This is a genomic window from Solwaraspora sp. WMMD406 (genome assembly GCF_029626025.1).
GTDB lineage: Bacteria > Actinomycetota > Actinomycetes > Mycobacteriales > Micromonosporaceae > Micromonospora_E.
Map to the genome: position 1 here is coordinate 1,550,850 of NZ_JARUBF010000001.1, position 25,848 is coordinate 1,576,697.

General features: G+C 68.2%; 20 protein-coding genes. 8 read left to right on the forward strand and 12 right to left on the reverse strand.

Translation table 11 applies throughout. The features are described 5' to 3' along the window. Nucleotides 1–61 precede the first annotated feature (61 nt). Nucleotides 62–835: a hypothetical protein gene (locus tag O7632_RS07075; RefSeq protein ID WP_278112415.1), complete on the reverse strand. Its 774-nt coding sequence runs from the start codon at nucleotides 833–835 to the stop codon at nucleotides 62–64. 242 nt (nucleotides 836–1,077) lie between these two features. On the opposite strand from O7632_RS07075, the gene O7632_RS07080 reads away from it, so the two are divergent. Next, nucleotides 1,078–3,153, forward strand: a complete 2,076-nt coding sequence (locus tag O7632_RS07080) for an acetoacetate--CoA ligase (protein ID WP_278112416.1) — start codon at nucleotides 1,078–1,080, stop codon at nucleotides 3,151–3,153. A 67-nt stretch (nucleotides 3,154–3,220) separates the two neighbouring features. Then, nucleotides 3,221–3,559 (forward strand): hypothetical protein, encoded by a 339-nt coding sequence (locus O7632_RS07085; protein ID WP_278112418.1) that lies wholly within the window; start codon nucleotides 3,221–3,223, stop codon nucleotides 3,557–3,559. Nucleotides 3,560–3,597: 38 nt separating this feature from the next. Here the strand turns inward: O7632_RS07085 and O7632_RS07090 are convergent, their stop codons facing one another. Both O7632_RS07090 and O7632_RS07095 read right to left on the reverse strand, forming a co-directional pair. Further along, the gene (locus tag O7632_RS07090) at nucleotides 3,598–4,383 is read right to left on the reverse strand and encodes a TIGR03089 family protein (RefSeq protein ID WP_278112419.1); all 786 of its coding nucleotides are present in this window, start codon (nucleotides 4,381–4,383) and stop codon (nucleotides 3,598–3,600) included. Between the two features lie 130 nt (nucleotides 4,384–4,513). Continuing rightward, entirely contained in the window at nucleotides 4,514–4,648 is a 135-nt protein-coding gene (locus O7632_RS07095; RefSeq protein ID WP_278112421.1) for a hypothetical protein, read from the reverse strand. Between the two features lie 23 nt (nucleotides 4,649–4,671). On the opposite strand from O7632_RS07095, the gene O7632_RS07100 reads away from it, so the two are divergent. Together O7632_RS07100 and O7632_RS07105 are read left to right on the forward strand one after the other, a co-directional pair. Beyond that, nucleotides 4,672–5,835: a glycosyltransferase family 1 protein gene (locus O7632_RS07100; protein WP_278112423.1), complete on the forward strand. Its 1,164-nt coding sequence runs from the start codon at nucleotides 4,672–4,674 to the stop codon at nucleotides 5,833–5,835. A 72-nt stretch (nucleotides 5,836–5,907) separates the two neighbouring features. After that, on the forward strand, nucleotides 5,908–7,008 hold the full coding sequence (locus O7632_RS07105; RefSeq protein ID WP_278112424.1) for a sugar phosphate nucleotidyltransferase: 1,101 nt from the start codon (nucleotides 5,908–5,910) through the stop codon (nucleotides 7,006–7,008). Between the two features lie 70 nt (nucleotides 7,009–7,078). Here the strand turns inward: O7632_RS07105 and O7632_RS07110 are convergent, their stop codons facing one another. From O7632_RS07110 to O7632_RS07130, 5 genes are all read right to left on the reverse strand, one after another. Then, on the reverse strand, nucleotides 7,079–7,258 hold the full coding sequence (locus O7632_RS07110; protein WP_278112425.1) for a hypothetical protein: 180 nt from the start codon (nucleotides 7,256–7,258) through the stop codon (nucleotides 7,079–7,081). Between the two features lie 64 nt (nucleotides 7,259–7,322). After that, on the reverse strand, nucleotides 7,323–7,544 hold the full coding sequence (locus O7632_RS07115; protein WP_278112428.1) for a hypothetical protein: 222 nt from the start codon (nucleotides 7,542–7,544) through the stop codon (nucleotides 7,323–7,325). Nucleotides 7,545–7,792: 248 nt separating this feature from the next. Beyond that, nucleotides 7,793–8,416 carry a GNAT family N-acetyltransferase gene (locus tag O7632_RS07120; protein ID WP_278112429.1) on the reverse strand — a complete coding sequence of 208 codons (624 nt, stop codon included), beginning with the start codon at nucleotides 8,414–8,416 and terminating at the stop codon, nucleotides 7,793–7,795. After that, the gene (locus O7632_RS07125) at nucleotides 8,413–9,930 is read right to left on the reverse strand and encodes an APC family permease (RefSeq protein WP_278112430.1); all 1,518 of its coding nucleotides are present in this window, start codon (nucleotides 9,928–9,930) and stop codon (nucleotides 8,413–8,415) included. The genes O7632_RS07120 and O7632_RS07125 overlap by 4 nt, the downstream gene beginning before the upstream one ends. 84 nt (nucleotides 9,931–10,014) lie before the next feature. Beyond that, nucleotides 10,015–10,698: a GPP34 family phosphoprotein gene (locus O7632_RS07130; RefSeq protein ID WP_278112432.1), complete on the reverse strand. Its 684-nt coding sequence runs from the start codon at nucleotides 10,696–10,698 to the stop codon at nucleotides 10,015–10,017. Nucleotides 10,699–11,920: 1,222 nt separating this feature from the next. Between O7632_RS07130 and O7632_RS07135 the strand changes: the two genes are divergently transcribed. From O7632_RS07135 to dnaE, 3 genes are all read left to right on the forward strand, one after another. Next, entirely contained in the window at nucleotides 11,921–14,881 is a 2,961-nt protein-coding gene (locus tag O7632_RS07135; protein WP_278112434.1) for a lantibiotic dehydratase, read from the forward strand. Beyond that, entirely contained in the window at nucleotides 14,869–15,984 is a 1,116-nt protein-coding gene (locus O7632_RS07140) for a lanthionine synthetase C family protein (protein WP_278112436.1), read from the forward strand. Before O7632_RS07135 ends, O7632_RS07140 begins: the two co-directional genes overlap by 13 nt. A gap of 101 nt (nucleotides 15,985–16,085) precedes the next feature. Further along, entirely contained in the window at nucleotides 16,086–19,634 is a 3,549-nt protein-coding gene (gene dnaE, locus O7632_RS07145; RefSeq protein ID WP_278112438.1) for a DNA polymerase III subunit alpha, read from the forward strand. A 134-nt stretch (nucleotides 19,635–19,768) separates the two neighbouring features. Here dnaE and O7632_RS07150 read toward each other — a convergent pair whose 3' ends face one another. The 4 genes from O7632_RS07150 to cofD form a co-directional block, all read right to left on the reverse strand. After that, on the reverse strand, nucleotides 19,769–20,692 hold the full coding sequence (locus O7632_RS07150; protein WP_278112440.1) for a VOC family protein: 924 nt from the start codon (nucleotides 20,690–20,692) through the stop codon (nucleotides 19,769–19,771). After that, entirely contained in the window at nucleotides 20,689–22,170 is a 1,482-nt protein-coding gene (locus tag O7632_RS07155) for a helix-turn-helix transcriptional regulator (RefSeq protein WP_278112442.1), read from the reverse strand. Before O7632_RS07155 ends, O7632_RS07150 begins: the two co-directional genes overlap by 4 nt. A 206-nt stretch (nucleotides 22,171–22,376) precedes the next feature. Further along, complete coding sequence (locus O7632_RS07160; protein WP_278112444.1) at nucleotides 22,377–23,564, reverse strand: coenzyme F420-0:L-glutamate ligase; 1,188 nt, start codon at nucleotides 23,562–23,564, stop codon at nucleotides 22,377–22,379. Beyond that, a complete protein-coding gene (gene cofD / locus O7632_RS07165) occupies nucleotides 23,561–24,583 on the reverse strand; it encodes a 2-phospho-L-lactate transferase (protein ID WP_278112446.1) in 1,023 nt (340 codons plus the stop codon). The genes O7632_RS07160 and cofD overlap by 4 nt, the downstream gene beginning before the upstream one ends. 158 nt (nucleotides 24,584–24,741) lie before the next feature. On the opposite strand from cofD, the gene O7632_RS07170 reads away from it, so the two are divergent. Beyond that, a complete protein-coding gene (locus O7632_RS07170) occupies nucleotides 24,742–25,782 on the forward strand; it encodes a hypothetical protein (protein ID WP_278112447.1) in 1,041 nt (346 codons plus the stop codon). Nucleotides 25,783–25,848 lie beyond the last annotated feature (66 nt).

Consider the following 25,848-nt stretch of genomic DNA (forward strand, 5'->3'; position numbering starts at 1 on the left):
TACGTGCCTGAGCACCGTACCCGTCGGAAGCAAGGTGGGCGTCGGACCAGCCCGGTTGTGATCAGCGCCGGAAAGGCCGGATCGATCGCGGATTCGGACGGGCCGGCCGCAGCCGGTCCCGACCGCTGTCGTCACCCGATCCGTCGGTGTCGGTGTCGGTGTCCGCGTCCTCGTCGGTGGCGGTGGCGGTGGCGCCGCCGGACGGCGAGGTGGAGTCGGGGGTCGTCGCCGTGAGCGTCGCGGTCGACGGGCGGCTGGACTGTGCCGGGGCCGGCCCGGACGTCGATCGGGCGGACGAACCGGTGCCGCCGGGTAGGGACCACAACGTCGGGTCGAACTCGCCGACGGGGCGGACCGGCAGCGGATCGGCGCTCGGCGTGGCCGGCGTGGTCCTGGGCTCGTCGTCGGCCCGGGGCCAGGTCCGCCAGCGTTGGCGACTCAGCGCGGCGACGCACAGCAGCACGCCGATCGTCGCCAGGGTTCCGTTCTCCACCGGGCGCAGCAGTTCGATCGGTTCACCGAGGAGCCGCCACGGCGTGCCGATGACGTCCCGGGCCCGCAGCGGCGCGATGAACATCATCACGTAGGGGGCGGCGAGCAGGAGACCGGCGACGAGCGGACCGCCAGGGGACACCCGCAGGGTGCCGAGCAGGCCGAGTATCAGACCGGCCGTGAAGAGGTACGCGGCCGGTGCGATCAGGGTCACGGTGTGATAACCGCCATCGGCCACCCAGCCGTCGATGGTGTCGATCGACGTCTTCTGGCCGACCGCGACCAGCAGCCAGCAGAGGGGTGCCACGACGAGGCCGCCGAGGAAGCTCCAGAGATGACGCATGGGCGAACCGTACCGTTTCGGGTGAGTGTTGCCCGGCTAAGCCGCGCTTCCGGTCGGGGTTTTCGATGTACGTCGACCGCTGTGCCCGTACCGCTACCCCTGCGGTACGCATTGTGTTCCCGGCACGCATCCGATCGACGGTCGGCCGACGACAATGGGGTACGACAAGGGAACCGGCGGTAGGCGAGGATGGATCACGGGTCGTCCGGCAGCGTGGCCGTGACCCGGAAGGAGTGGCAGGCGTGAGTCAGGTGTTGTGGCAGCCGCCGGTGGACGTCCGCGAACGGTCCCGGATCGGGACCTATCTGGACTGGCTGGACCGGACCCGGGGGCTGCGGTTCGTCGACTATCCGCAGGTGTGGAAGTGGTCGGTGACCGACCTGACCGGATTCTGGGGTTCCATCTGGGACTACTTCGAGGTGATCGGCCATCAGCCACCGGACCAGGTGCTGGCCGACGCGCGGATGCCGGGAGCACGCTGGTTCCCCGGTGCCCGGCTCAACTACGCCGAGCATGTGCTCCGCGCTCCGGGGCTCGACGACGACCAGCCGGTGGTGCTCGCGTACAGCCAGACCCGGCACCCGGTGACGTTGACCGTCGCTCGGCTGCGGGAACAGGTCCGCCGTACCCGGGCCGGGCTGCGCCGGCTCGGTGTCGGGCCCGGTGACCGGGTCGCCGCGTACGCGCCGAACATCCCGGAGACGTACGTCCTGATGCTGGCGACGGCCAGTCTCGGCGCGGTCTTCTCGACCTGCGCCCCCGAGTTCGGCACCCGCAGCGTCACCGATCGTTGGCAGCAGATCGCACCGACGGTGCTGGTCGCGGTCGACGGCTACCGCTACGGCGACAAGGCGGTGGACCGCCGTACCGAGGTGGCGGAGATCGCCGCCGCGTTGCCGTCGGCCCGGCACCGGATCGTGATCCCCTATTTGGCGCCGGACGCGGCGGCGCCGGACTGGGCGACGGCGAGTTGGGCCGCGCTCGCCGCCCCGACGGACGATCCGCTGACCTTCGACCCGGTGCCGTTCGACCACCCGCTGTACGTGCTCTATTCGTCCGGTACGACCGGCCTGCCGAAGCCGATCGTGCACGGTCACGGCGGCATCCTGCTGGAGCACCTGAAGATGCTCGCCCTGCACCACGACCTGGGTCCGGGGGACCGGTTCTTCTGGTTCACCACCACCGGCTGGATGATGTGGAACTACCTGGCGTCCGGGCCGGCGGTCGGCGCGGCGATCGTGCTGTTCGACGGCAATCCCGCCGTCGACGCCGCCTCTGGTGGTCCGGCCCGGGCGGATCTGGGCACGCTGTGGCGGTTGGCCGCCGACAGTCAGACCACCTATTTCGGCACCTCGGCACCGTTTCTGCTGGCCTGCCGCAAGGACGGGCTGGTGCCGCGCGAGATCGCCGACCTGTCGGCGCTGCGCGGCGTCGGCTCCACCGGTGCCCCGTTGCCGCCGGAGGGTTTCGCCTGGGTCTATCGGTCGGTCGGCGACGAGGTGCACCTCAGCTCGCTGTCCGGTGGGACGGACGTGTGTACCGGGTTCGTCGGCGGCGTACCGCTGCTGCCGGTGCGGGCCGGTGAGATCGCCTGCCGGTGTCTGGGTGCCCGGGTGGAGGCCCGCGCCGCCGACGGCCGGCCGGTGGTAGGGGAGTTGGGCGAGCTGGTGATCACCGCGCCGATGCCGAGCATGCCGGTCGGTTTCTGGAATGATCCGGACGGCATCCGCTACCGGCAGGCCTACTTCGACACCTATCCGGGCGTCTGGTGCCACGGTGACTGGATCACGATTTCCGAGCACGGCGGGTGCACGATCACCGGACGGTCCGACGCCACCCTCAACCGGGGCGGGGTACGGCTGGGCACCGCCGAGTTCTACTCGGTGGTGGAGGCGTTGCCGGAGGTGGCCGACTCGTTGGTGATCCATCTGGAGGATTCGGAGGGCGGGGCGGGAGAGTTGCTGCTGTTCGTGGCGATGGCCGACGGTGCCGAACTCGACGACCCGCTGCGCGCCCGGATCGCCGGCGCGTTGCGGACGGCGTTGTCTCCTCGACATCTGCCCGACGGCATCCATCAGGTGCCCGGCGTTCCGCGTACCTTGTCGGGCAAGAAGCTGGAGGTGCCGGTCAAGCGGATCGTGAGTGGGGTGCCAGTGGAGCGGGCGGCGGCCGCCGGAGCGCTCGCGGACCCGGCGGCGCTCGATCCGTTCGTCCGGTTCGCCGCCGCCCGGGCGAACGCCGTCCCGGAGTCGGCGTCGGGCCCGGCTCCGGCTTCCCCGGCGGCGGACCCCGCTTCCCCGGCGGCGGGTCGACGATAGTGATCCGGGTGGGTGGCAACGCTGCGTCAAGCCAGCGCGTCTCAACGTCGTGGGTGCCTACTTCCGCTTGAAGATCACCGACACTCTCGGCGTCTGGGTCGAAGGCGCGCACGCCTTCGACCCGCAGGCCAAGGTCACCCGGATCTTCTGGTATCGCCTGCCGGCGGAATGGATCGTCGACGGAGCGTTGCCTCGGGAACGCCGCGAGACGCTGGTCGACCAGCTGTACGGGCCGGGTTGGCGGGAGGGCAACCCGGACGGGTCGCGATACATCATCCTCGCCCTGCAGGAACAGGTGCTCACCGACGAGGAGGCCGACGGCAAGCCGTGGCTCAGCGACCGGGCCGGCTTCTACGTGTGCGACACCGAGGGCGACCTGCGCGAGGTGGTGCCCAGTGAGCTGTGACCGCTGCGGAGCGGGCTCGGTCGAAGGCGTCCGTCGGCTCAGATCAGGGACCGGGCGACTCGTTCCCGCTCGGCACGGCCGGCGACCTGCCGCTGGTCCAGATGCCGGCAGAGGACCACGCTGGCTTCGGCGACCAGGGGCGCCAGGAGCCAGTCCACCGGATCCGGGTAGCGATCCGTGTCGATCAGAATTCGGCTGCCGGGTAAGATCTCCAGCTCCGTGGCCCGCTGGCGAGCGCGGGTCGCCAGCTGCGCGTCGTGCGGATCTATCGCCGGGTACGGGGTGAAATGGTCGCCCTGTCCCCGTACCTCGACGACATAGTCGGCCCACCCGACGGGCAACTGCCGGATCGGGGCGGCCATCGGAGCGAGGCTGAGCAGGTAGCGCTCGCCGGCCGACCGGTGTCCGATCGCCGCCAGGTCGTCCGCCAGGTGGTCGACATGCGCGAAGACGACCTCGGCCGGCGTAGCGGTGATGGTCGTAGTCGCGGTGCCTGACCCGCCGCTGCTAGTTGCCCCGGTGCTGGTTCCGGCGGCTGCCCCGGCGGCCAGTCCGGCCGCCCGTACGGTCAGCCCGGCCGACCAGCATCCGAGCAGTACGGCTGCGGTCTGCCAGTGCGCTGGCAGCCAGACCTCGGCGACGTCGCCCCGACCGGCGCCGGCCGCGTCGACCACCAGGTTCGCGGTTTTGGCCACCCAGTTGGCGAGCGTGGTGCCGGAGAGTTCCGTACGGTCGCCGGTGGCGTCGTCGTACCAGGTGATCAGGGGGCGGGTGGGGTCGGCCGCGACGGAGACGGCGAGCAGGCCGGCGATGTTGTTGGTCATCGCCGACGAGCCTAACGCCGGCTGCGGCAGGCCGGTCGGCGACGCCGCGAAGGTGGGTGACGGAGGGTGGTTGATTGACCGCTTTCGGGGAGTTGTCAGCCCTCCCTGTCGTCACGGAAAGTACAGGCAGTCACCGTACCGTCTCGGGTAGCTGGCCGGCGGGTGACTGCTCGGGGAACGTGGCGTCTTGTCCGCGTCGCGGCGGCGGGACCCGGGCACCGGCGGCGTAGGCTTGGCGTACGTGTCGTTCCCCACAATCCTCCATCACCCCTCCAGAGGAGTTGCCCAGTGACCGCCGGTCGACCGCCCCGCGTACTCTTCGACGCCACGAGCGTGCCCGCCGACCGGGGTGGCGTTGGTCGATACGTTGACGGCCTGCTCGGTGCCCTTGGCAAGCTCATCGGCAACAGTGTCGAGTTGTCAGTCGTCGCGCTGCGTACTGATGCCGAGCGTTACACCCGGATGCTGCCCGCCGCCGACGTGGTCGCCGCCCCCGCCGCGGTGGCGCACCGGCCGGCCCGCCTGGCGTGGGAGCAGACCGGGCTTCCGCTGCTCGCTCAGCAGGTCGCCGCCGACGTGCTGCATTCGCCGTTCTACACCTGCCCGATGCGGGCGGGATGTCCGGTAACGGTAACGGTGCACGATGCGACCTTCTTCACTGAGCCAGAGCATTACGACAAGTCGCGCCGTACGTTCTTCCGCAGCGCCATCAAGACCTCGCTGCGTCGGGCCAGCCGGGTGATCGTCCCGAGCAAGGCCAGCCGAGACGAGCTGATCCGCCTGCTCAACGCCGACCCGGCCCGCATCGACGTGGCTTACCACGGCGTCGACCAGGGTGCCTTCCACGTGCCCAGCGACGAGGAGAAAGCCCGGGTCCGGGCTCGACTCGGGCTGGTCGGGACCGGATACGTCGCCTTCCTCGGGGCCAAGGAACCGCGTAAGAATGTGCCGAACCTGATCCGTGGCTGGGTCAAGGCGGTGCGGGACCGTCCCGAGCCGCCCGCCCTGGTCGTCGCCGGCGGCCAGGGTCACGACGACGACATCGACCGGGCGGTGGCGGATGTCCCGGCCCACCTGAGGCTGCTGCGTCCGGGTTATCTGCGCTACGCCGACCTGCCCGGTTTTCTCGGTGGCGCGCTGGTGGCCGCCTACCCGTCCTACGGCGAGGGGTTCGGCCTGCCGATCCTGGAGGCGATGGCCTGCGGTGCTCCGGTGCTGACCACCCCCCGGCTGTCCCTGCCCGAAGTCGGCGGTGACGCGGTCGCCTACACCAGCGAGGTGCCGGACCAGATCGCCACCGACCTGGCCGCGCTGCTCGACGACGAATCGCGTCGGCTCGCGTTGACCAAGGCGGGCGTCGACCGGGCAAAGGACTTCACCTGGGCGTCCAGTGCCGAGGTGCACGTCGCCTCGTGGAGCCGGGCGGCCGCGCTGGCCAAGGCGGTGGGATGAGCCCGGCAACGCATCGGGGTGGGTATCCCCCGTCTCGTCGGACCGCGTGCGCGGGCCGGGCATGATGTGCTGATGCTCTTCGCCGTCATCCCGGCAGGTGGCAGCGGCACCCGCCTCTGGCCGCTGTCCCGCGCCGGTAACCCTAAATTTCTGCACCCCCTCACCGGCACCGCCGCCTCGTTGCTGCAGGCGACGGTGGCCCGGCTCGCCCCCCTGACCGATCCCGAACGGATCCTGGTGGTGACCGGGGCCGCGCACGCCGCCGCGGTCGCCCGGCAACTGGCCTCGGTGCCCGAGGAGAACGTGCTCGTCGAGCCGTCGCCCCGGGACTCCTGCGCGGCGATCGCCCTCGCCGCCGCCGTCATCGCCCGGCGCGAACCGGACGCGGTGATGGGATCCTTCGCCGCCGACCATCTGATCGCCGACACCGACCGGTACGCCGACACGATCCGCGAGGCGGTCGCCGGGGCACAGGCCGGGCTGCTGATGACGGTCGGGATCACCCCGACCCGACCGGAGACCGGGTACGGGTATCTGGCCTGCGGCGAGGCGATCGGACCCGGTCCGGTCCGCCGGGTCGAACAATTCACCGAGAAGCCGGGCCTCGAACTCGCCGAGAGCTACCTCCGCTCCGGGCGGCACCTCTGGAACGCCAGCATGTTCGTCTGGCGGGTCGACGTGTTCCTCAGCGAACTCGCCCGGCAACAGCCCGAACTGCACTCCGGGCTGACCCGGATCGCAGCCAGCTGGGACACCCCGGAGCGGGACGAGATCCTCGGCGACGTCTGGCCGACGCTGCCTCGGATCTCGGTCGACTACGCGGTGATGGAAGGCGCGGCGGCGGCCGGGCGGGTCGGCACCGTACCGGGCGACTTCGGCTGGAACGACGTGGGTGACTTCCACACCCTCGGTGACGTGCTGGTGGCCGACGCCGACCGTAACGTCGTCCTCGGTGCTCCCGCCGCCGAGGAAAAGCCAGGTGTGCTGCTGCACGACAGCAGCGGGCTGGTGGTGGTGCCGCAGTCGGGCCGGCTGGTCGCCGCGCTCGGCGTCCACGACCTGATCGTCGTCGACACCCCGGACGCGGTGCTCGTCTGCCCGCGTGACCGGGCACAGGACGTCAAGCGCCTGGTCGACGAGCTGAAGGAACGCGGAGCCGACGGCTACGTGTGAGGTCCGCGTTCAGCCCGGCGGCGGGCCGGCCGCTGGTCCGGCGGCGGTCAGTGCCCAGCGGCCGGTCCGTTCATTCGGGCCCGCCGGTGTCGTGGCGCAGGATGACGACGGCGATGAGGACGAGGAGTCCGGCGGTGACTAGCCGCCGGGCACGGTATTTGGCGTATGCCCAGGTCACGCTGTTTCCAGCGTGGAGTATGGCGATGGCGAGCAAGATGATGCCGACTGCGGCGGTGGCAGAGGTGGTCATGGGCGGGCTTCCGATGTGGCTGCTGGGGGGTGGTCCGGGTCCGGGGTATGCGGCTGCGATGGGCCTACTGCTGTGGTTGGTCGGGCGCGCCGAGGAGTCCGAGGACGATGAGGGTGTCGCGGGTGGGTGTGGAGCGGTTGACGGCGTCGGCCCATCGACGGTGGGCGCAGGGGTGTGGGACGAGTCGTCCCTCGAATTGGCACTGCGCGCACATGTTGGTGTCGTCGGGGGTGTGGACCGCGAGGATGGCGTCGGCGGCGGGGGTGAGGTTCGCGGATGGGTGCATTCGGGGCACCTCAGTCGGGTGTGGTGGGGTGGGTGTGGTGGTCACGCTGCTCCGTCCTGGCTGGTGGGGTTCGGTTCGTGTCGGTTGTCGTGTGGGGTGGCCGCTGCGATGGGGCGGGGGCGGTGGCCGTATCACCGGGTTTCACGTGTGTGGCTCGTCGGCGTCGTGTGGGGATGGTGTATCGGACGGTCGGGGCGGGTCGAGCGGTCGTGGATCGGCAGGCGACGGGTGCGTGGGACAACCGGTCGTCACCGCCGTTGTCGGCCGTGGGTGCGGGGTTGGCGCCACATGGGCCATACCGGTGGTCCGTCGTCGGGCAGCCGCGGCGGGGTGGGGGTGGTGTCGTGGTAGCCGAGCCGTTGGTAGAGGCGTCGGGCGGCGTCGCTGGTGGCGACGAGGTGCACGGGGGTGCCGGCGGTGTCGCAGGTGGCGTGCCGGTGGGTGAGCAGAGCGGTGCCGACGCCTCGGTGTTGCCGGTCTGGGGTGACGCCGAGGTAAGCGAGGTAGGTGTGCGGCCGGTGTGGGGCGTGCCGGCGTAACAGGGCGGCGAGGCGGGCGAACCGTGGGGTGTGGGGGCCGGCGGCGCGGGCGAACCACGCGGAGTGGTGGGGGTCTGGGGTGTGGGCGAGGGTGTGGGGCAGCCAGATCGCGGCGCCGGTGTGGTCGTCGGTGGTGTGGACGGTGCCCGCCACGATGGCGTGGGTGAGGATCGCGGGACACAGCCGCTGGTATATGTGTCGGCGTTCGTCGGGGTCGGGGATCAGCCAGGCGGCGTCGGGGGTGCCGAGGAATGCGTCGACGAGCATCGCGGCGAGTGTGGGGATGTCGTGGCGGTCGGCGACGCGGATCGCAGTGGTGGGGGTGGTGGTCACCGGTGGATCTCCTTACGGGCGGTCGGGGTCGGATGGGTGGGTCGGGTGACGGCGTCGGCTCCCGCGCCGACGGTGGCCCACACGGCAGGCCGTGTCTGGTGGAGCACGGCCGCCCAGGCGAGGCCACATGTGATGGCGGCGGCGTAGAGGCCGGGTAGCAGCCACCGGGCCGGTGAGCCGGCGGGGGCGTTGAGGAGGTCACCGAATCCGATGAGGGTGCCGCCGAGGATGAACACCAGCAGGTTGAGCGCCGTGCCGGGGGCGAGCGCGGTCGACCAGCGGCTCTCGCCTCGCCGGTGGTGGCGGAAGTACGCGAGGACGGCGAGGCTGGTCGCGGTCATCAGGATCAGCACGCCCAGGCCACCGGTGACGGTCAGCCAGAAGAACAGATGCACGATCGGATCCAGCCCCGCCAGGGCGTAGACCACGATGATCAGGCTGGCCACGCCGGTCTGGACCAGGGAGCCGAGCTTCGGCGCCCCGGTCCGACCGTGGGCGCGACCCAAACCAGCGGGGAGGACCTGTTCGCGGCCCAACGCGAACAGGTAGCGGGCGACCAGGTTATGGAAGGCGAGCAGGGCGGCGAACAGACTCGTCACCAGCAGCAGCCGGCCGACGTCGATCACCAGGCGCGGGAGGTGGCCGTCGACCAGGGCGAACATCAACTCCGGGCCGTGCTGGACGGCCTCGTTGACGATGCGGTCGGGGCCGGCGGCGACCTGCATCGCCCACGCCGACCCCGCATACAACACGGCGGTGAGGGCGATGGCGGTGTAGGTGGCGCGGGCGACCGTACGGCGGGGGTCGCGGGTCTCCTCCGAGAGCACGGTGGTGGCCTCGACCCCGACGTAGCCGGCGATCCCGCCGACGAGGATCGCCGCCATCCCCGGCACCGCCAGCTGCGCCGGCTCCAACCCGTGCAGTGACAGCGTCCCGCCGGCCGGGTTGGTGGCCATGACAATGTCGAAGACCACCACGACGGTGATCTCCGCGATCAGCAGCACACCCAGGACTCGGCCGTTGAGGTCGACCCGCGCCAGCCCGAGAACCGCGACCGCCAGCCAGGCTCCGAGGGCCCACACCCACCACGGGACGCTGACACCGGCCACCGCCGACGCGGCGGCGGCCGCGACGACACCGAAGGCCCCGTACAGGCCGATCTGCATCAGGTTGTAGGCGACGACCGCGACGAACGCCGCCGCCACCCCGCAGGCTGGTCCGAGACCGTGCGCGATGTAGGAGTACATCGACCCGGCGTTGACGACATGGCGGCTCATGGCGACGTAGCCGACCGCGAACACCACCATCACGGTGGCGGTCGCCGCGTAGGCGACCGGCACCCCGGTCAGGCCGGTCACCGCGTACGCGGTCGGCACCGCTGACGCGACCACCGTCATCGGCGCAGCGGCGGCAAGGACGAAGAACACCACCTGCGGCACCCCGAGCCGGGACCTGGCCAGGGCGGCGGCGACACCACCCCGACGCGGACGCGGCACACCACGCGAAACAGACACAACGATCTCCTGACAAAGACAACGAGAAGGGATGCGGAGACAGGGCGGGCGTCTGGGTAGACGCCCGAACCGGGCTGGTGGTGGTCAGGTCCGGCCACCCAGCACGGCCCGGCCGACCGCCGCCGCCAGCTCGACCAGCAGCACGTCGACCTGCGCCGGCACCGGACCGACCAGCCGGTCGAGACGCTGCCGCGCCTGCGGACCACCGTCGAGGAACCGGCCCTCGACACCGACAGCGGTACACAACCGCGCCAAGGCACTGTCGAACACGTCCAGCGGCTCACCACGACGGACGTGGGTCGACAACCGGGCCCACGGCCACGCCGCCACGTTCATGTCCGCCGGCTCCCACACCGTCCTGGTCGTCATCAGCCGCCGGACCCGCACCGGCCGCACCACACCGGCATCGGCCAACCGCTGACCCACCGCCGGCACCGACACATCAGCGAGAACCTCGATCCAGACCGGAACCGGCTGACCCGGCTCAGCCGCTACCCACGCAGCGACCTGCCCCTCGAACCCGGCCACCCGCACCCCAGGCTGCGGGCAGTCCAGCCGCCCAGACGCCGTCACCACCAGCACACCCGCCGAGACCAGGTCCGCCAACACAGCGGCAGCCACCCCGAATCCGGCGATCCGCGGCGCCAGACGCAACTGACCCGACACGTCATGGTGCGCCATCAGGAAGAAATCGTCCGCCAACAGCTGACGATCAACCGGCAACGACAACACCGACCGCCAATGGGTTCCGGAGTGGTAGACGGTCATCGCGGGTGCCGTCCTGTCCACGATGCGAACGGCTGGTGCGACGCGGCTCGTCGGTCGCGCAGATCCAGGGCCGGTCGGTGGGGGTTCGGCTTGGTCGCGCAGGCTGGGGAGGCAGCGAGGGCGATCTGCAGCCCGTTAGGTGGCAACATGACTTCCCCTTCGACTGGTGCGGCGTGGTGGGCCTGCCGTGCCGGTGACGGGGGGCACCGGCACGGCAGGCTGCTTCGTGCGGGCGAGTCTCTCGTCGACGAGCAACCTCCGTGACGCTTCCGGCCACAGGCTCGGAAGGACACCTCGTCAGCTGACTTCGAGCAGACCTAGCGAGCGGCATCGGCTCCAAGTGAAAGCGGTCATCCAGCAGGTCGTACAGACATGACAGCCACAAGCGACAGTGAAGGAATAGGCGGGGTTGAGCCGGTGGGTGGGCCTCTGTCAAATCGCGAACCCGTGCGCGGCTCGGCCTGCCAGCTACGACGGGGGTAGACGTGCGCCTGTTCATGTGATGAATCACGACGCAGAGTCGCCCAGGAACTCACGGGGCGGAGTGTCGGCTGAAGGCAACCTAGGGCACAACCCAGGCAGAGTTACGCTCGGGAACTCGCCTGTATCGTTTAGCGGCTATGTCACTCTTGGCTGTTGCGGCCGGGTGACAGGGTGATCAATCCGATGGACCTGCCGATTCACCCACTGCACGTGCGATCGGTCTCGGCCTTTCGTACTGGAGCAAGATCGACCGACTGACGGATTCCCGGAGCGTACCTGCAGCTCCCCGTCCTTGACCGCCCAGCCAGCGGAGTGACAGGAAGGTGTTGAGCACGGACGACCACCACGCTCCTTTGCTGTCACGGTTCTCTGTCACATCTGGCCGACAGGTGCGCCGATCGGTTGTGCTGGATCTACCGCCTAATCCTGACGGTCTGGATCCAGATGGGATAGGTCAGGCTGAGCTGAGGCGGAGACTCGGGCAAATGTTGCGCGGGCCAAACCACATCGCGAGGAGGTTGTCAATGGAAACACTGTCCAACGTGCCGACGGATCAGACCACAGATCTGGAACCGGTCCTGGATCTGGCTGTGGTAACGATTGGGGAGTCGCCACAGTCGAACGACGAGACGCCGACCTACACCTGCACCGACGGCAAGTAACCGATCAACGCGTCTCGCGGTGGCCAGGCAGTCGGCCGGGCCACCGCGAGACGTTGAGGAGGCGGATTGTGTTTGTCATGCCGAGGATCGCGATGGTTCGGGCGCCGCTGGCACCGGTGACGGCTCGATCATCGGGGCATTCAGGCGGGGCGGTGGACCCGGTGTTGCGGGAGGCGATCGCGGTCGCTAGCCCGGATCTGGACGCTGCGATGGAGCTTTCCGACGGCGAGGACCACGCTGATGCGAGGCGTACCGCGTTGGCGGTCGCGGGCTATTCGGCGCGAATGACTTTCCGCGCGACTCCGTTCGGCCTGTTTTCCGGGGTCACCGCCGCCGGAATCGGAGGCCCTTGGGCACGTGCCCTGTGTGGCGAGGCGCACCAGACGCGAACGCTGCCAGATGGCGGATGGCTAGTCGCACTCATGGCGCGCCTGCACCGAGATCTCTCTGTTGTCTCAGGGCTGTACGTGTCGGTTAACCCAACACTGCGGAAACGGGGCGGCCGATTGGTGCTGCAGCGTTGGCACCAGCCTGACGGCCGGGCATCGTCGCAACTGCAGGAGGTGTCAATCGGCGCTGTCGGTCCAGCGGCTGACGTGTTGCACGCTGCGGATCAAGAAGTCGCTGTTGCCCGGTTGCTTGCCGAGGCTTCAGGTCCTGACTTGGATTCGGGCTTGCTTATCGTTTCAGAGCTCCTGAAGGCTGGGTTTCTGCACAGCGAGCTGACCAGGGCTGTCAATCATCGAGATTCGTTACGGGAGATCGAGGGTATACTACAAAGGGTTGCCTCGCCGATCGCGAACGAAGTCCGTGAGGTTGCGCGCCTTGCACGCGAGTATGACAAACGTTCGCTAGGTAGCGGGCTACCGGCGTTCCGGGCATTGACGCAGCAGATGCAGTTGGTGGCAGCGGCGCGACACCAGGTATGCGTCGACACGCGACTCGACGCCGAGATTCGCCTACCGCGCGCCGTCGGCGAAGAGGTGCGACATGTCGCAGGACTGTTGTGGCGACTGAGAGTATACAGTGAACATCCACTGGCTGATTTCCACCAGGATTTTGTCGACCGTTATGGGTTCGATCGGGCGGTACCCGTACTGGACGTACTTGATGAGTATCGTGGCCTCGGCCTTCCAGTAGGATACGCGGCCGGCCGGCCGCTGCAGTCGTCTCAGTCGCCGGTTCATACCGTACGCGATGGGCAAATGTTTGCACTGTGGGCTAGGACGGCAGGGCGGGGCGCGGCTCAGGTTTTCTTGGACGAGGATGTTGCTCAGGATTGGTGGGAGGGTTTTCCCCTTTCCGAGGAGTCGCCTCAGTCGTGCGATTTGTTCGCCAGGCTGGCTGCACGCGATATCTGGGCGATGGCTCGCGGCGACTTTACGTTAGTGGAGCCCTGGTTCAACGAAGCTCCTGCGACGGCGGGATTTGCCCGATTTCTGGATCTGATTCCAGAGGCGACTACGGCGCTGCAGGAGACTGTCAGGTCGGATCGCACCGGGGATGCGGGAAGCTGTTTTGCGGAGGTTCAGTTCAGCCCGCTGCAGCCGCGTCTGACCAACGTGATGCGCGCAGGTGGCAGATCGGGGCGGCAGATCTGTGTCGACCGGGCACCTATAGCGCCCGGTGACATCGCAGTGCGAGATCTGTCGGTGTTCTCTGACGGACGTCGCCTGCACGTGCAGACACAAAACGGTGAGCGCCTGGTTCCTGTCGCCGGTCATGGCCTCGGACGCAGACATGCACCCGCCGTGGCGCGGTTTCTACTCGAGATTGGGCATAGGCCGCGTCCCCACGGCTGGCAGTGGGGCAGGCCGCTACAGGAGTACGCCCCGTTTCTGCCACGAGTCTCGGCTGGCCGTAGCGTTTTGGCACCGGCGAGTTGGCTCCTGCCTGCGGCGGTGATACAGGCAGCCGGAGACGCGGCGCAATGGCAGTCAGCGCTCGATCGATGGCGGCGCGAGGCCGACCTGCCTGACCGGGTGGAGGCCGGGGCCTCCGACATGCGCGTACCAGTGGATCTGACCTCTTCGGAGGGAGTCGGCCTGCTACGCAGAGAGGTCAACCTGCATGGGGTGACCAGGGTGCGGGAGGTACTCGATGTGCCTGATGGGTGGTTGCGCGGTCCAGACGGCTACCACGTGGCGGAGATTGTCGCACCTGTCGTTCCGACCGAACCGCATACGGTCAGCGGGCGGGCGTCGCCCTCCATTGTCCGGCCGGTGCGTCCCGCCGGGTCGGGGGAACATCTGCCCGGGGCTGGGCGATGGCTCTACGCGGTGCTGCCAGTTCCACATCGCAGCCAGGACGATGTGCTCACCGTCCTGGCGAAGGACTTCGCTAGCCATCACCAGAGATGGTTCTTCGTCCGCTACCACGACCATGGCAGTCCATGTCTACGAATCAGGGTGCGAACGACGCGGGCCGGGCAGGGGACGGTGCTGGGCATGCTTGCCGACCAGGTCTGTCGGTTGCGCGAGGGTGGTCTTGCTGGTGGATTTCGGTTCGACACCTACGATCCGGAGATCGAGCGGTACGGCGGCCCTGACCTGATTACGACGGCGGAGGAGCTCTTCTGCGCCGACACCGCCGCTGTTTTAGCGGACATCAGCAGCGGGCGGAGCACCGTGGTGACAGCCGCGTTGTCAGTAGTCGGGCTCCTTCACATGCTTGCTCCGAGGGCAGAGGACCGGCGCTGGCTTTCCGGAATCAAAGGTCAGCCTGGCCACCATCGAGCACGGGTACGCGCCTTGGCCGTGTCTGGGTTGGACGAATGGCTCGGGCCGGTTGCATCGCTGTGGCGGAGACGACTCACCGTCGCCAGCCGCTATGGCAGCCAGCTCGGCCTACTGACGTCTGAGCGCCGCAACCATGTCGTCCGGAGCGTGATTCATATGCACTGCAACCGGCTGGTGGGCACTGAGCAAAGCATGGAGGCGCAAGTGCTGCGGCTGGCGCGAGACGCTATCGAGACCTGCGTGCGAACCGGGCGACCGTTGACTGCGGTGTTGGAGGGGCCGACGACATGCCAAGCCTGACGACGCTCAGCGCGCAGACCGCGCTCGCGCTCGCGGACCGCCTAACAGATCACCGCCTCAGCTTCGACGCGATCGCCGATCACCTCGGGGTTGCCACCGTCCACGCGGCCACCCTGCCCTGGAGGCCTACGGCGGCTACCTACGCCAGGAGGCGGCTTGAATCGGCAGCCCAAGCATTGCCGACGGTGGTCCCCGCTGGCGCCTGGTCCGGGCTGGGCGCACTGCTGTTCGCCCACGGCGCTCTCGCCGCCGCCACCGGCCGCCGGACCACGACATACCGGCAAGGGCTCGATCGGCTTACCCGACACGCTCGCGAGTTGGTCACCCGTTACGAGCGCCAACCTGCGGACGTCACCCAACGTGACATCGATCTGATCTCAGGGATCACCGGCGTCGGCCGGTTGCTGCTCGACTCTGGGGACTGCCTCACACAGCCGTTACGGGAGATCCTCACCTTCCTTGTCCGCGTCGTCCACAGAGTACGTGCAGATTTGGGCATGGCGCATGGCATGACGGGGCCGCTGGCGCTACTCGCACTATCCCACGCACGAGGAGTGACCGTATCGGGACAAAGCGATACCATCGCTGCGCTCGCGCGATGGCTTCGGACACACCGTCGAGACGATGGGCTCTGGCCCGCCACGGTCTTCGAATGCCCGATGGACACCAAACCGGCCGTACCGGGATGGTGTTACGGCAACGCCGGCATCAGCCGCGCGCTTACCCTCGCTGGACGGGCCCTTGCCGACCAGCAGTTGATCGACGACGGCGTCGCTGCACTCACCGTATTGGCTGAACCCGACGCGTCGATTCCGCCCTTCGCGGGGTCAACGCTCTGCCACGGACGAGCCGGTCTGCTGATGGTCGTCTGCCGTACCATGGTTGATCACCGGTCTCCTGCCCTCGATGCGTTGGCCGGCCGCCTCGCAGCGGAGATCATCGACGACCTCGCCTCTACCGACGCAGCGCCTGCTGGCCACGCCGCCGCCGAGATCCGCTCCACTCAACTACTCACCGGTACGGCCGGAATTGCGCTGGCCCTGCTGCAGTACGCATACCCGGACCAACCCGTCGCCTGGGACCGGTCGTTGCTTCTCTGCTAGCCCGGGTCGCCGTCGGCGGGTCCGCCGCAATCCGGCGAGCCGACGGGGATAGTGTGCTCTCTCGGCCACCGCACGGCGTCGCTAGCTAAGGGGTCTTAGCCATGTCCGATTCGTTCGTACATCTGCACACGCACACCGAGTACTCGATGCTCGACGGGGCGGCCCGATTGAAGGAGTTGTTCGCCGAGACGAATCGGCTCGGCATGCCCGCTTTGGCGATGACCGATCACGGATATCTGTTCGGGGCGTACGATTTCTTCAAGCAGGCGACCGGAGCCGGGGTGAAGCCGATCATCGGCTTGGAGGCATATCTGACGCCGGGGACCGATCGGCGGGACCGGACCCGGGTACGGTGGGCCGACGGCGGGGAGAACGACGTTTCCGGTGGTGGCGCCTACACCCACATGACCATGTTGGCGGCGGACGCCGACGGGCTGCGCAATCTGTTCCGGCTGGGGTCGCGGGCCAGCCTGGAGGGCTACTTCTACAAGCCCCGGGCGGATCGGGAGTTGCTGCACCAGTACGGCAAGGGGATCATCGCGACGACCGGCTGCCCCTCCGGTGAGGTCCAGACGTGGTTGCGGATCGGGAATTTCGACAAGGCGTGCGAGTCGGCGGCCGAGTTCCGCGACATCTTCGGCGCGGACAACTTTTATCTGGAGTTGATGGATCACGGACTCGACATCGAGACCCGGATCCGGACCGATCTGATCCGGCTCGGTAAACGGCTCAATCTGAAGCCGATCGCGACGAACGATCTGCATTACACGCACGAGCGGGACGCCGAAGCGCACGAGGTGTTGTTGTGTGTCCAGTCCGGGTCGACGATGGCGGATCCCAAGCGGTTCAAGTTCGACGCCCGCGACTTCTATCTGAAGTCACCGGCCGAGATGCGTAAACTGTGGGACGCCGAGGTGCCGGGGGCGTGTGACAACACCCTGGAGATCGCGGAGAAGATCGGCGACTATTCGGCGTTGTTCGCCTCCCGGGACCTGATGCCGCAGTTCCCGGTCCCGGCCGGCGAGACCGAGGAGTCGTTCCTGCGCGCCGAGGTGCTGCGCGGTCTGGACCGCCGGTTTCCCGGCGGGGTGCCCGAGGGGCACCGCAAACAGGCCGAGTACGAGCTCGACGTCATTCTCAAGATGGGCTTCCCGGGATACTTCCTCGTCACCGCCGACCTGGTGGCGTACGCGAAACGGGAAGGCATCCGGGTCGGCCCGGGCCGTGGCTCGGCGGCCGGCGCGCTGATCGCGTACGCACTGGGGATCACCGAACTGGATCCGATTCCGCACGGCCTGCTGTTCGAACGGTTCCTCAACCCGGACCGGGTGTCGATGCCGGACATCGACATGGACTTCGACGAGCGTCGGCGCGGCGACATGATCCGGTACGCGACCGAGCGGTACGGCGAGGAACGGGTCGCGCAGATCATCACGTACGGCACGATCAAGGCGAAGGCGGCGATCAAGGACGCGGCCCGGGTGCTCGGCTACCCGTTCGCGATGGGCGACCGGATCACCAAGGCGATGCCACCGCCGGTGATGGGCAAGGACATCCCGCTGACCGGCATCTTCGACCCGAAACACCCCCGCTACCCGGAGGCGGCCGAGTTCCGGTCGTTGTACGAGTCCGACGGCGAGGTCCGCAAGATCGTCGACACGGCCAAGGGCCTGGAAGGACTCAAGCGGCAGTGGGGCGTGCACGCCGCCGGGGTGATCCTGTCCCGCGACCCCCTGGTCGACGTGCTGCCGATCCAGAAACGGGAGCAGGACGGGGCGATCATCACCCAGTGGGACATGGGCGCCTGCGAGTCCATCGGCCTGCTGAAGATGGACTTCCTGGGCTTGCGCAACCTGACCGTGATGGACGACTGCCTGGCCGGGATCAAGGACAACCGCGGCCTGGACCTGGTCCTCGAGGAGTTGCCGCTGGACGACAAACGCGCCTACGAGCTGCTGGCCCGGGGCGACACGCTCGGCGTGTTCCAGCTCGACGGCGGGCCGATGCGGTCACTGCTGCGGTCGATGGTGCCGGACAACTTCGAGGACATCTCCGCCGTCCTGGCGCTGTACCGGCCGGGTCCGATGGGCGCCAACGCGCACAACGAGTACGCCGACCGCAAGAACAACCGTAAACCGGTGGTGCCGATCCACCCCGAACTCGCCGAACCGCTCGCCGACATCCTGGGCGACACCTACGGTCTGATCGTCTACCAGGAACAGGTCATGGCGATCGCCCAGCAGTTGGCCGGCTACACCCTGGGCGCCGCCGACCTGCTGCGCCGGGCGATGGGCAAGAAGAAGAAGGAGATCCTGGACAAGGAGTACGTCCCGTTCTCCCAGGGCATGCGGGACAACGGCTACTCCGACGAGGCGATCAAGACGCTCTGGGACATCCTGGTCCCGTTCTCCGACTACGCGTTCAACAAGGCCCACACCGCCGGCTACGGTCTGGTCTCCTACTGGACGGCCTATCTGAAGGCCAACTATCCGGCCGAGTACATGGCCGCCCTGCTGACCAGCGTCGGCGACGACAAGGACAAAGCCGCCGTCTACCTGGCCGAGTGCCGGCGGATGAAGATCAAGGTGCTGCCGCCGGACGTCAACGCCTCCGGTGCCCGGTTCACCGCCGTCGGCTCCGACATCCGGTTCGGGCTCGCCGCCGTCCGTAACGTCGGCACCAACGTCGTCGAGGCGATCGCCCGGGCCCGCAAGGCCAAGGACGCCTACACCGACTTCTACGACTTCCTCCGCAAGGTCGACGCGGTCGCCTGCAACAAACGTACCGTCGAATCGCTGATCAAAGCCGGCGCGTTCGACTCGTTGGGGCACACCCGCAAAGGGCTGTTGACCGTGCACGCCGACGCGATCGACTCGTTCATGGACCTCAAACGCAACGAGGCGGTCGGCCAGTACGACCTGTTCGGCGACGCGTTCGGCGCCGGTGGCGACGCCGGCGCGGGCGGTGGCATGGTGGTCACCCCGCCGATCCCGGACAGCGAGTGGGACAAGACCGACCTGCTCACCTTCGAACGCGAAATGCTCGGCCTCTACGTCTCCGACCACCCGCTGTTCGGGGTGGAACACATCCTCGCCAACGCCGCCGACATGTCGATCGCCGCCCTCGCCGAGGACGGCGCGGTCGCCGACGGCACCGTACTCAACCTGGCCGGCATCCTGTCCGGGGTGCAGCGCCGGATCACCAAACAGGGCCGGGCCTGGGCGTCGGCCACCCTGGAAGACCTCGGCGGCGCGGTCGAGGTGCTGTTCTTCCCAAACACCTACGAGGTCGTCGGCCAGTACATCGCCGAGGACGCCATCGTCGTGGTCAAAGGTCGCGTCGACCGCCGCGACGACCAACCCCGCCTGATGGCCATGGACCTGTCGGTCCCCGAGATCACCGCCGCCGACGAGATCAAACCGATCGTGATCACCCTGCCCCCGGCCCGCTGCACCCCACCCCTGGTCGAAGGGCTCCGCGACGTACTCACCAGCCATCCCGGCTCCGCCGAGGTCCACGTCAAACTCGTCAACGGCAGCCGCGCCACCCTGCTACGCCTCGGCCCGCACCGGGTGGCTCCCACCACCGCACTCATGGCCGACCTCAAAGCACTCCTCGGACCAAGCGCAGTATCGCAGGGTGACGAGTAGTATGGCTCCGCGTTGGTCCGGAGGGTCGATCAAACCCGGTGCGGTGGTACTGGACACGGCCGCCGACATCTGCAGTGAACTGGGCCTGTCGCTACACAGCCCGCCCGGCGGTGAGGGCCGTGGACATCGTGTGTCTACAGTCTGCGGTGATCCTCCAGAATTTCGACAAGGTTCCCGCTGGGATCCTTGACAAATAGGTACGACACTCCGGTGTTGCCGACGCGAGGGGCTACCACGACTGGTATCCCGCGTGCACTCAGCATTGTCATGGCTTCTTCCAGCGATGCCACTTGAAGCGCGAGATGCTTCCAGCCAATCCTGGGCAAGTCTGTCGAAAGTTCGCTTGCTGATTGTGGCGCGGCAATATGCTGGTGATACTTCCAGATCTCCAGGAAGGCATTGCCGAGTTTCAGGTGTGCGATTTCGAAGCCGCCGTCGGGATCGACGTATTCTAGCATTGGGCGAAATCCGAAGTGCCCGTAGAACCGAATCGATTCAGAAATGTCATCAACACTCACGGCGACGTGATGGAACCTAAACGAAGCCATGGCGACATGGTGGTGTTCGCGTACAGGAGATCCTGACGGCCGAGCCGTTACCACCTGCCTCGGCTGCTCTGGAAAATTGACTTCATCGAACAGAATCCATTCGCTGACGGCGACCTCATACATTCGGATATGTGTGTCACCGTGGGCGATAAGGTATGGATCAAGAGCGGGCCGAGCTGCCGGCCAGCGCTTGACGAACGTTTCAGCCTCGGGACCGATTCCGTGGGTAGCGAGTTCGCGGGCGACGCCGGTGAAGGTAACGCCGCGAACCTTCTGTCCCAATCCTTCTAACGGCATCGCGATGATGCTTCCCGCCACGCGTGCATCGTTGCGAATGCTGGCGCTGTGCAGCCGATCATCGCGGGAAATAAATCGAAGAATGTCGGGATCAAAATGGGCGTCGTACCACACGTTGCTTACAGACGGCCAACCGTCGGCAGCCAACGTCGCGAGTTGCATGAGCTTGCCGCAACGGACGTACTCTTCGAGCAGTTCGCGTAGGTTCGTCACTGGGCACCTCCATGCTCGATCGCAGTCACGGTGAGTTGCGGTTGTCTGAGGGAATGAAGAACCTCTCGCCATTGTCGTGCTGGCTCGCCGGATTCGGGAACAAGGCGATCGAACTCTCGCGCCCGGCGGATAACTGTAATGCCATGGTATGTGTGGTGATCCAGGATTGCGCCAGTGGCAATGCGGCATGCCTCGGCTACCTCGCCGGATTGAGCGTAGGCGCTGGCCTGCTCGAACCGGGCCAGTGCCGGCTCGGTGGTTTCGTGGAGATCATAAAGGCTGATGGCACGCTCTGCGGCTACCGACGCCATGTCAGCGTTCCTTAGTTCCACCCAGCCGCGGGCCTCGTAGAAGGCAAGCTTCTCCGGAAGAAACGAGAATATTCCTGGCTTGACGAGGTCCTTCGGTGACCGATCGAGGACGTCTCGTGCGCGTTCGATCGATCTCTGGAAAGCGTTAGCGTCGGCCAACATGGCGTGTGCTTTAGCTCGGAACGCCCACAGCCAAGCAATGGCCGGCGATGGAGAACGAGCACCGTCTAGGCGCGGGATCACGCTGGCGAGGACGGCGCGCGGGTCAGAGGTGTAGGTCGGCAGGTAGGTGTTACCGGCTAGCGCGATGTCCGCCAGGAACTGATTGCCAGCCTCTTCTGCGGCTCGGCGGGCAACGGCGTACCAGTGGGCAGCCAGAGGAAACTCCCCCTGATTGAATAGGATCTCACCGGTGATTGTCGCGAACATTGCGCCATAGATGGAAAGCTCTCGCTGGGAGCGCAGCGTCTGCTTTGTCTCCAGGAGCCTTCGCGTGTTGCGGAACTGCCAAAGTGTTTGGGCGAGCACTGTCGCAGGAGGAACCCTGACTACCTGTACCCCCAAATCTGCGGCCTCCCTGCCGATGGCCTCCAAGCGCGCGGCGCTGATAGATCCTCGATCCAGCGCTTCGTGCATACGACTAGGCTCAGACCACAACCTATCCAGAAATGCGGCCGCCATCACCGCGCCGCCCATCTGAACCACTCCACGACGATCCACTGCTGCTGCCTCCTCGTTCCCTGGCGGGTTCTCACTCGCAACCATCTGGGAGCCGTCGACTGCTTGCTCGCCAGGACTCGCCAAGGAAAAGGGCTCAGCTGCCGACACGTCGCTGTGATCGGGTGCGCGTCGCCTTGCACGCTGGAAGCGTTCGTCCCGTTGGACCTGTTGCCGGTGCTTGACGATCAAATCCTGCAACCTGTCGTACTCTGCGACAAGACTGCCCTGGCAGCCCAGTTCCTGATCGCACGTCGCCCAGAAGGCCTGAGATGCCTTTCCGGATCCCGTTTCGACGCTTGCGACAGTGCTACGGCTGTAGTTGATTTGGCGAGCCAAGTCGGACTGGCTCCACCCGGTGGCATTTCGCGCGATGGCAAGCCTGAGACCGAGACGCCGCCGTGCCTCCGCGATCTGATCCTTGGTCACCACCACAACAGTCTCCACCACCAGACCATGATGAGACCATGGTCGGCTGTCGCTTCTGTGTCGCATCTTCCTGCCGTCTGTAGGCGACAGGCCACGACCCATGGCCTTCACGGTGTCACTACCTGCCACCGCCAGGTCGATTCAAGATCGTCGGGTGCTCGTCGTCAGCCGATTGCGTGGACGAGCTGAAGGAACGCGGAGCCGACGGCTACGTGTGAGGTCCGCGCTCAACCCGGCGGTCGGCTGTCCGCCGCGTCCGCTGGGCTGTCTGCGGTGTCCGGCACGCTGGACAGCCCGAGCAGCACCTCGGTGCGGTCGGTGTCGGGCGTGTGGGACAGCGGTGCGCTGGAGATTCCCTCGACGGCCAGCGCCACCCGTAGCCGGTGCACGTCGGCGCCGAGCCGGACCAGGTCCGCCGGGCCGGCGGCCGGCGGGCGGCACCGAAGCCGATCCGGGTACGGCGACGCCTGGTCGTCGTCGGAGAGTGCCTCGGCCGGGACCAGTTCGACGCTGGTCCCGGCGGCGATCACCGGGCTGACCCGTTGGATCGCCCGCCGGAGGGCGGCCGGATCGACCCGGCCGGTGGGGGGCGCGTCCGGCTCCGTCAGGGTCGCCGCCATGACCAGGCCCGCCGTCGTCGCTTCCGCCGTACCGAGGGTGAACAGGTCCTCGCTCAGGTCGCGCAGCAGCGGCCGTACTCCAGGGCCGTCGGGTCGGGCGGGCGGAGGGCCGTCGGGTCGGGGCGACGATCCGTCCCCCGGGTCGTCGGCCAGCTGCCACGGATAGCCGCGTACCACCGCCACCGGGATCTGCTCGTTCTTGCCTTTGACCAGGTCGGCCGCGCCGGCTAGCTCGTCGACGACCGCCATCTGGGTCAATCGCAGCTCGTTGCCGTACCGGTCAATCCTGCCCCGGTAGTCGCGGACTGGCGCGATGCCGGCCGCCCCGAGCGCGACGTCGGTCAGGCCGTTGCGCCACGGCCGTCCCATCGTGTCCGAGACGATCACCGCCACGTCGATCCCGAGCCGGGACTCCAGCGCCCGCCGTAGCTCGCGGGCCGACCGGTCCGGGTCGACCGGCAACAGCACCAGTCGGGTCGGTGCCACGTTGGAGTTGTCGATCCCGGCGGCGGCCATCACGAAGCCGTGGCGGGTCCGGACGATCCGGGTGCCTCCCCGCCGGGCCACGACCGCAGCCGTTTCGGCGTCCAGCAGTTCCTCGCGGACCTTGTTGCGGGCGGACTCGTCGTCGGGCAGTTCGACCAGCCGTCCCTCGGCCTTGGACACCACCTTGCTGGTCACCACGAGGACGTCTCCGGACCGCAACCAGGGTGCCGCGTCGGCGATCAGCGCGGCCAGGTCGTCTCCGGGCACGATCTCGCCGATCCCGGTGACCGGTAGGACCTCTAGTCTCATTCACCGGCTCCGGCTCGCGTGGCGTCGGCCAGCTCGATCGCCGCGGTGACCATCGCCTCGGTGGCGGCCTCGTCCGACATCCACAACGGTACGGCCCGTACGGTCACCTCGCCGACCCGGGACGCCCCGTCCACCGGGTCGACCAGCCAGCCGTCCAGCAGACCTCCGGAACGCCGGGAGCCGTAAAGGCCGGCCACGGCCTCGGCCGTGCATGGCACGCCGAGCACCGCGAGGCAGCGGTCGGCCATTCCCCGTACGGGGGCGTCGCCGATCACCGGGGAGACGCCGACGACCGGCGCGGCACCGTCGGTCAGAGCCTCCCGGATCCCCGGTACGGCCAGCACCGGCGCGATGCTCACCACCGGATTGCTGGGCGCGATCAGCACGACGTCGGCGTCGTGCAACGCCGCCAGCACACCGGCCGCCGGCTTGGCCTCGGACGCACCCACGAACACGAACCGATGGGTCGGTAGCGCACCCCGGTAGCGGACCCACCACTCCTGGAAGTGGATGGCCCGCTGGTCGGACCGGCCATCGCCGGTCGACCCATCGCCGGTCGACCCATCGCCGGTCGACCCATCCGAGACGACGACGTGCGTCTCCAGCCGGTCGTCGGTGGCCGGAAGTAGTCGGATGCCTGGTTCCCATCGGGTACTCAGTGCTTCGGTGACCGCCGACAGCGGATAGCCGGCGTTGAGCATCGTGGTCCGGACCAGGTGGGTGGCGATGTCCCGATCGCCCAGCCCGAACCAGCTGGGTTCCGCCTGGTAGGCGGCCAGTTCCTCCTTGACGGTCCAGGTTTCGCCGACCCGTCCCCAGCCCCGCTGTGGATCGGCGCCGCCGCCGAGGGTGTACAGGACACTGTCCAGATCGGGGCAGATCCGCAGGCCGTGCAGGACGACGTCGTCGCCGACGTTGACCACCGCGGTCACCTCCGCGCCGGTACGTCGGGCGTAGGCCCGTACGCCGACCAGGAACTTCGCCCCGCCGATCCCACCGGTCAATACCACGATCCGCATACCGACATCCTTGCCCATCGGCGATTCCGTCCCGGACTCCGGTGGGTTGGTTTCGGCGTGGCTCGATCTGGGGATCCGGCGATGACGCCTGGGCCGTTACGCTCACCGCGCACACGCTCTCGCGCCACCGCCGCCCGCCACCCCAGAGGAATGGATCTGTGACGACGCAACCAGAGGCCTCATCGGCCGACCGGCCACCCGCCCGCGAGTTCACCGCGCCGTTGCGGGAGACCGCCGCGCTGGTACTGCTCGGTGCCACTGCGGTCTTCCTCTTCGCCGCCCTACTCGACCTGCTCGTTCCGTACGGATTCGGTGGTGGCGGACCTGGCTTCGCGCGCCGGTCGGCGAACAGCTTCGGCGGATTCGTCAACCTGGTGACGATCGGTTTTCCGTTCCTCGCGGTGCTGCTCGCCACCCATCTGTCGCCGGAGCTGGCGCGGGCTCGGCTGATCACTGTCGTCGCGTTGGTCGAGTACGGCGTGGCTGCGGTCTTCGGCACACTGTTCGGTCTGCTGGTGGGATTCGTCGTGCTGGTGGACGACAGCATCCGGACCGCCTTCCAGACGCTGCTCGTCCGCGCCGCGTGGCTGGCGGTGCTGGGTGTTGCCGGGCTGGCGTTGGTCAAGCTCTGGCAGGGGCGATACCACGTGGCGAAGCCCAAGCCGGCGCCGGCGCCCGGGGGATACGGTCCGCCGAGTGGGTACGGCCAGTCACCTTCCGGATACGGTCAGCCGGGTGCGTACGGTCAGCCGGGTCATCCACCGGCCGGTCAGCCGGGTGGCGGCTACCCCCAGCAGGGTGGTCATCCACAGCAGCCCGGCGGGTACGGCCAGCCCGGCGGGTACGGCCAGCCGAGCGGCTATCCGCAGCACGGTGGCTACGGCCAGTCGCCGTATCAGCCAGGACCGGGTGGCCCGGGCGGTACGTACTCCGCGCCGGCCTCCGGCCCACCGGCGTACGCCCCGTCGCCCGCGCCGGCCTCCGGCCCACCCGCCTCGGGGCGACCGCCTGCGGCGGGGCCTGTTTCCGGGCCGCCGGCTCCGGCCGGGGCAGCGGCGGACGCCGGATCAGCTGAACCCACCCAACGGCTGTCCCACGGGCCGGAGCCGGCCGACGCCGACAGCCAGCGCACCCAAATGATCAATCCGGCCAGCCAGCAGCCGTCGGCCGGCAATCCGCCGCCGCCCACCGCCGGGTGACCGCCGCCCACCGCCGGGTGACCGCCGCCGCTCGGTGAGTCGGTCCGCTCGCCGCCGCGTCGTGGG

Excerpts from the sequence above, each read along its gene's own strand:
- O7632_RS07075 (WP_278112415.1), bottom strand. The coding sequence starts at position 835 with ATGCGTCATCTCTGGAGCTTCCTCGGCGGCCTCGTCGTGGCACCCCTC.
- O7632_RS07090 (WP_278112419.1), bottom strand. The coding sequence starts at position 4,383 with ATGACCAACAACATCGCCGGCCTGCTCGCCGTCTCCGTCGCGGCCGAC.
- O7632_RS07095 (WP_278112421.1), bottom strand. The coding sequence starts at position 4,648 with ATGGAGGATTGTGGGGAACGACACGTACGCCAAGCCTACGCCGCCGGT.
- O7632_RS07105 (WP_278112424.1), top strand. The coding sequence starts at position 5,908 with ATGCTCTTCGCCGTCATCCCGGCAGGTGGCAGCGGCACCCGCCTCTGG.
- O7632_RS07110 (WP_278112425.1), bottom strand. The coding sequence starts at position 7,258 with ATGACCACCTCTGCCACCGCCGCAGTCGGCATCATCTTGCTCGCCATC.
- O7632_RS07115 (WP_278112428.1), bottom strand. The coding sequence starts at position 7,544 with ATGCACCCATCCGCGAACCTCACCCCCGCCGCCGACGCCATCCTCGCG.
- O7632_RS07130 (WP_278112432.1), bottom strand. The coding sequence starts at position 10,698 with ATGACCGTCTACCACTCCGGAACCCATTGGCGGTCGGTGTTGTCGTTG.
- O7632_RS07135 (WP_278112434.1), top strand. The coding sequence starts at position 11,921 with ATGCCGAGGATCGCGATGGTTCGGGCGCCGCTGGCACCGGTGACGGCT.
- O7632_RS07140 (WP_278112436.1), top strand. The coding sequence starts at position 14,869 with ATGCCAAGCCTGACGACGCTCAGCGCGCAGACCGCGCTCGCGCTCGCG.
- dnaE (WP_278112438.1), top strand. The coding sequence starts at position 16,086 with ATGTCCGATTCGTTCGTACATCTGCACACGCACACCGAGTACTCGATG.
- O7632_RS07160 (WP_278112444.1), bottom strand. The coding sequence starts at position 23,564 with ATGAGACTAGAGGTCCTACCGGTCACCGGGATCGGCGAGATCGTGCCC.
- cofD (WP_278112446.1), bottom strand. The coding sequence starts at position 24,583 with ATGCGGATCGTGGTATTGACCGGTGGGATCGGCGGGGCGAAGTTCCTG.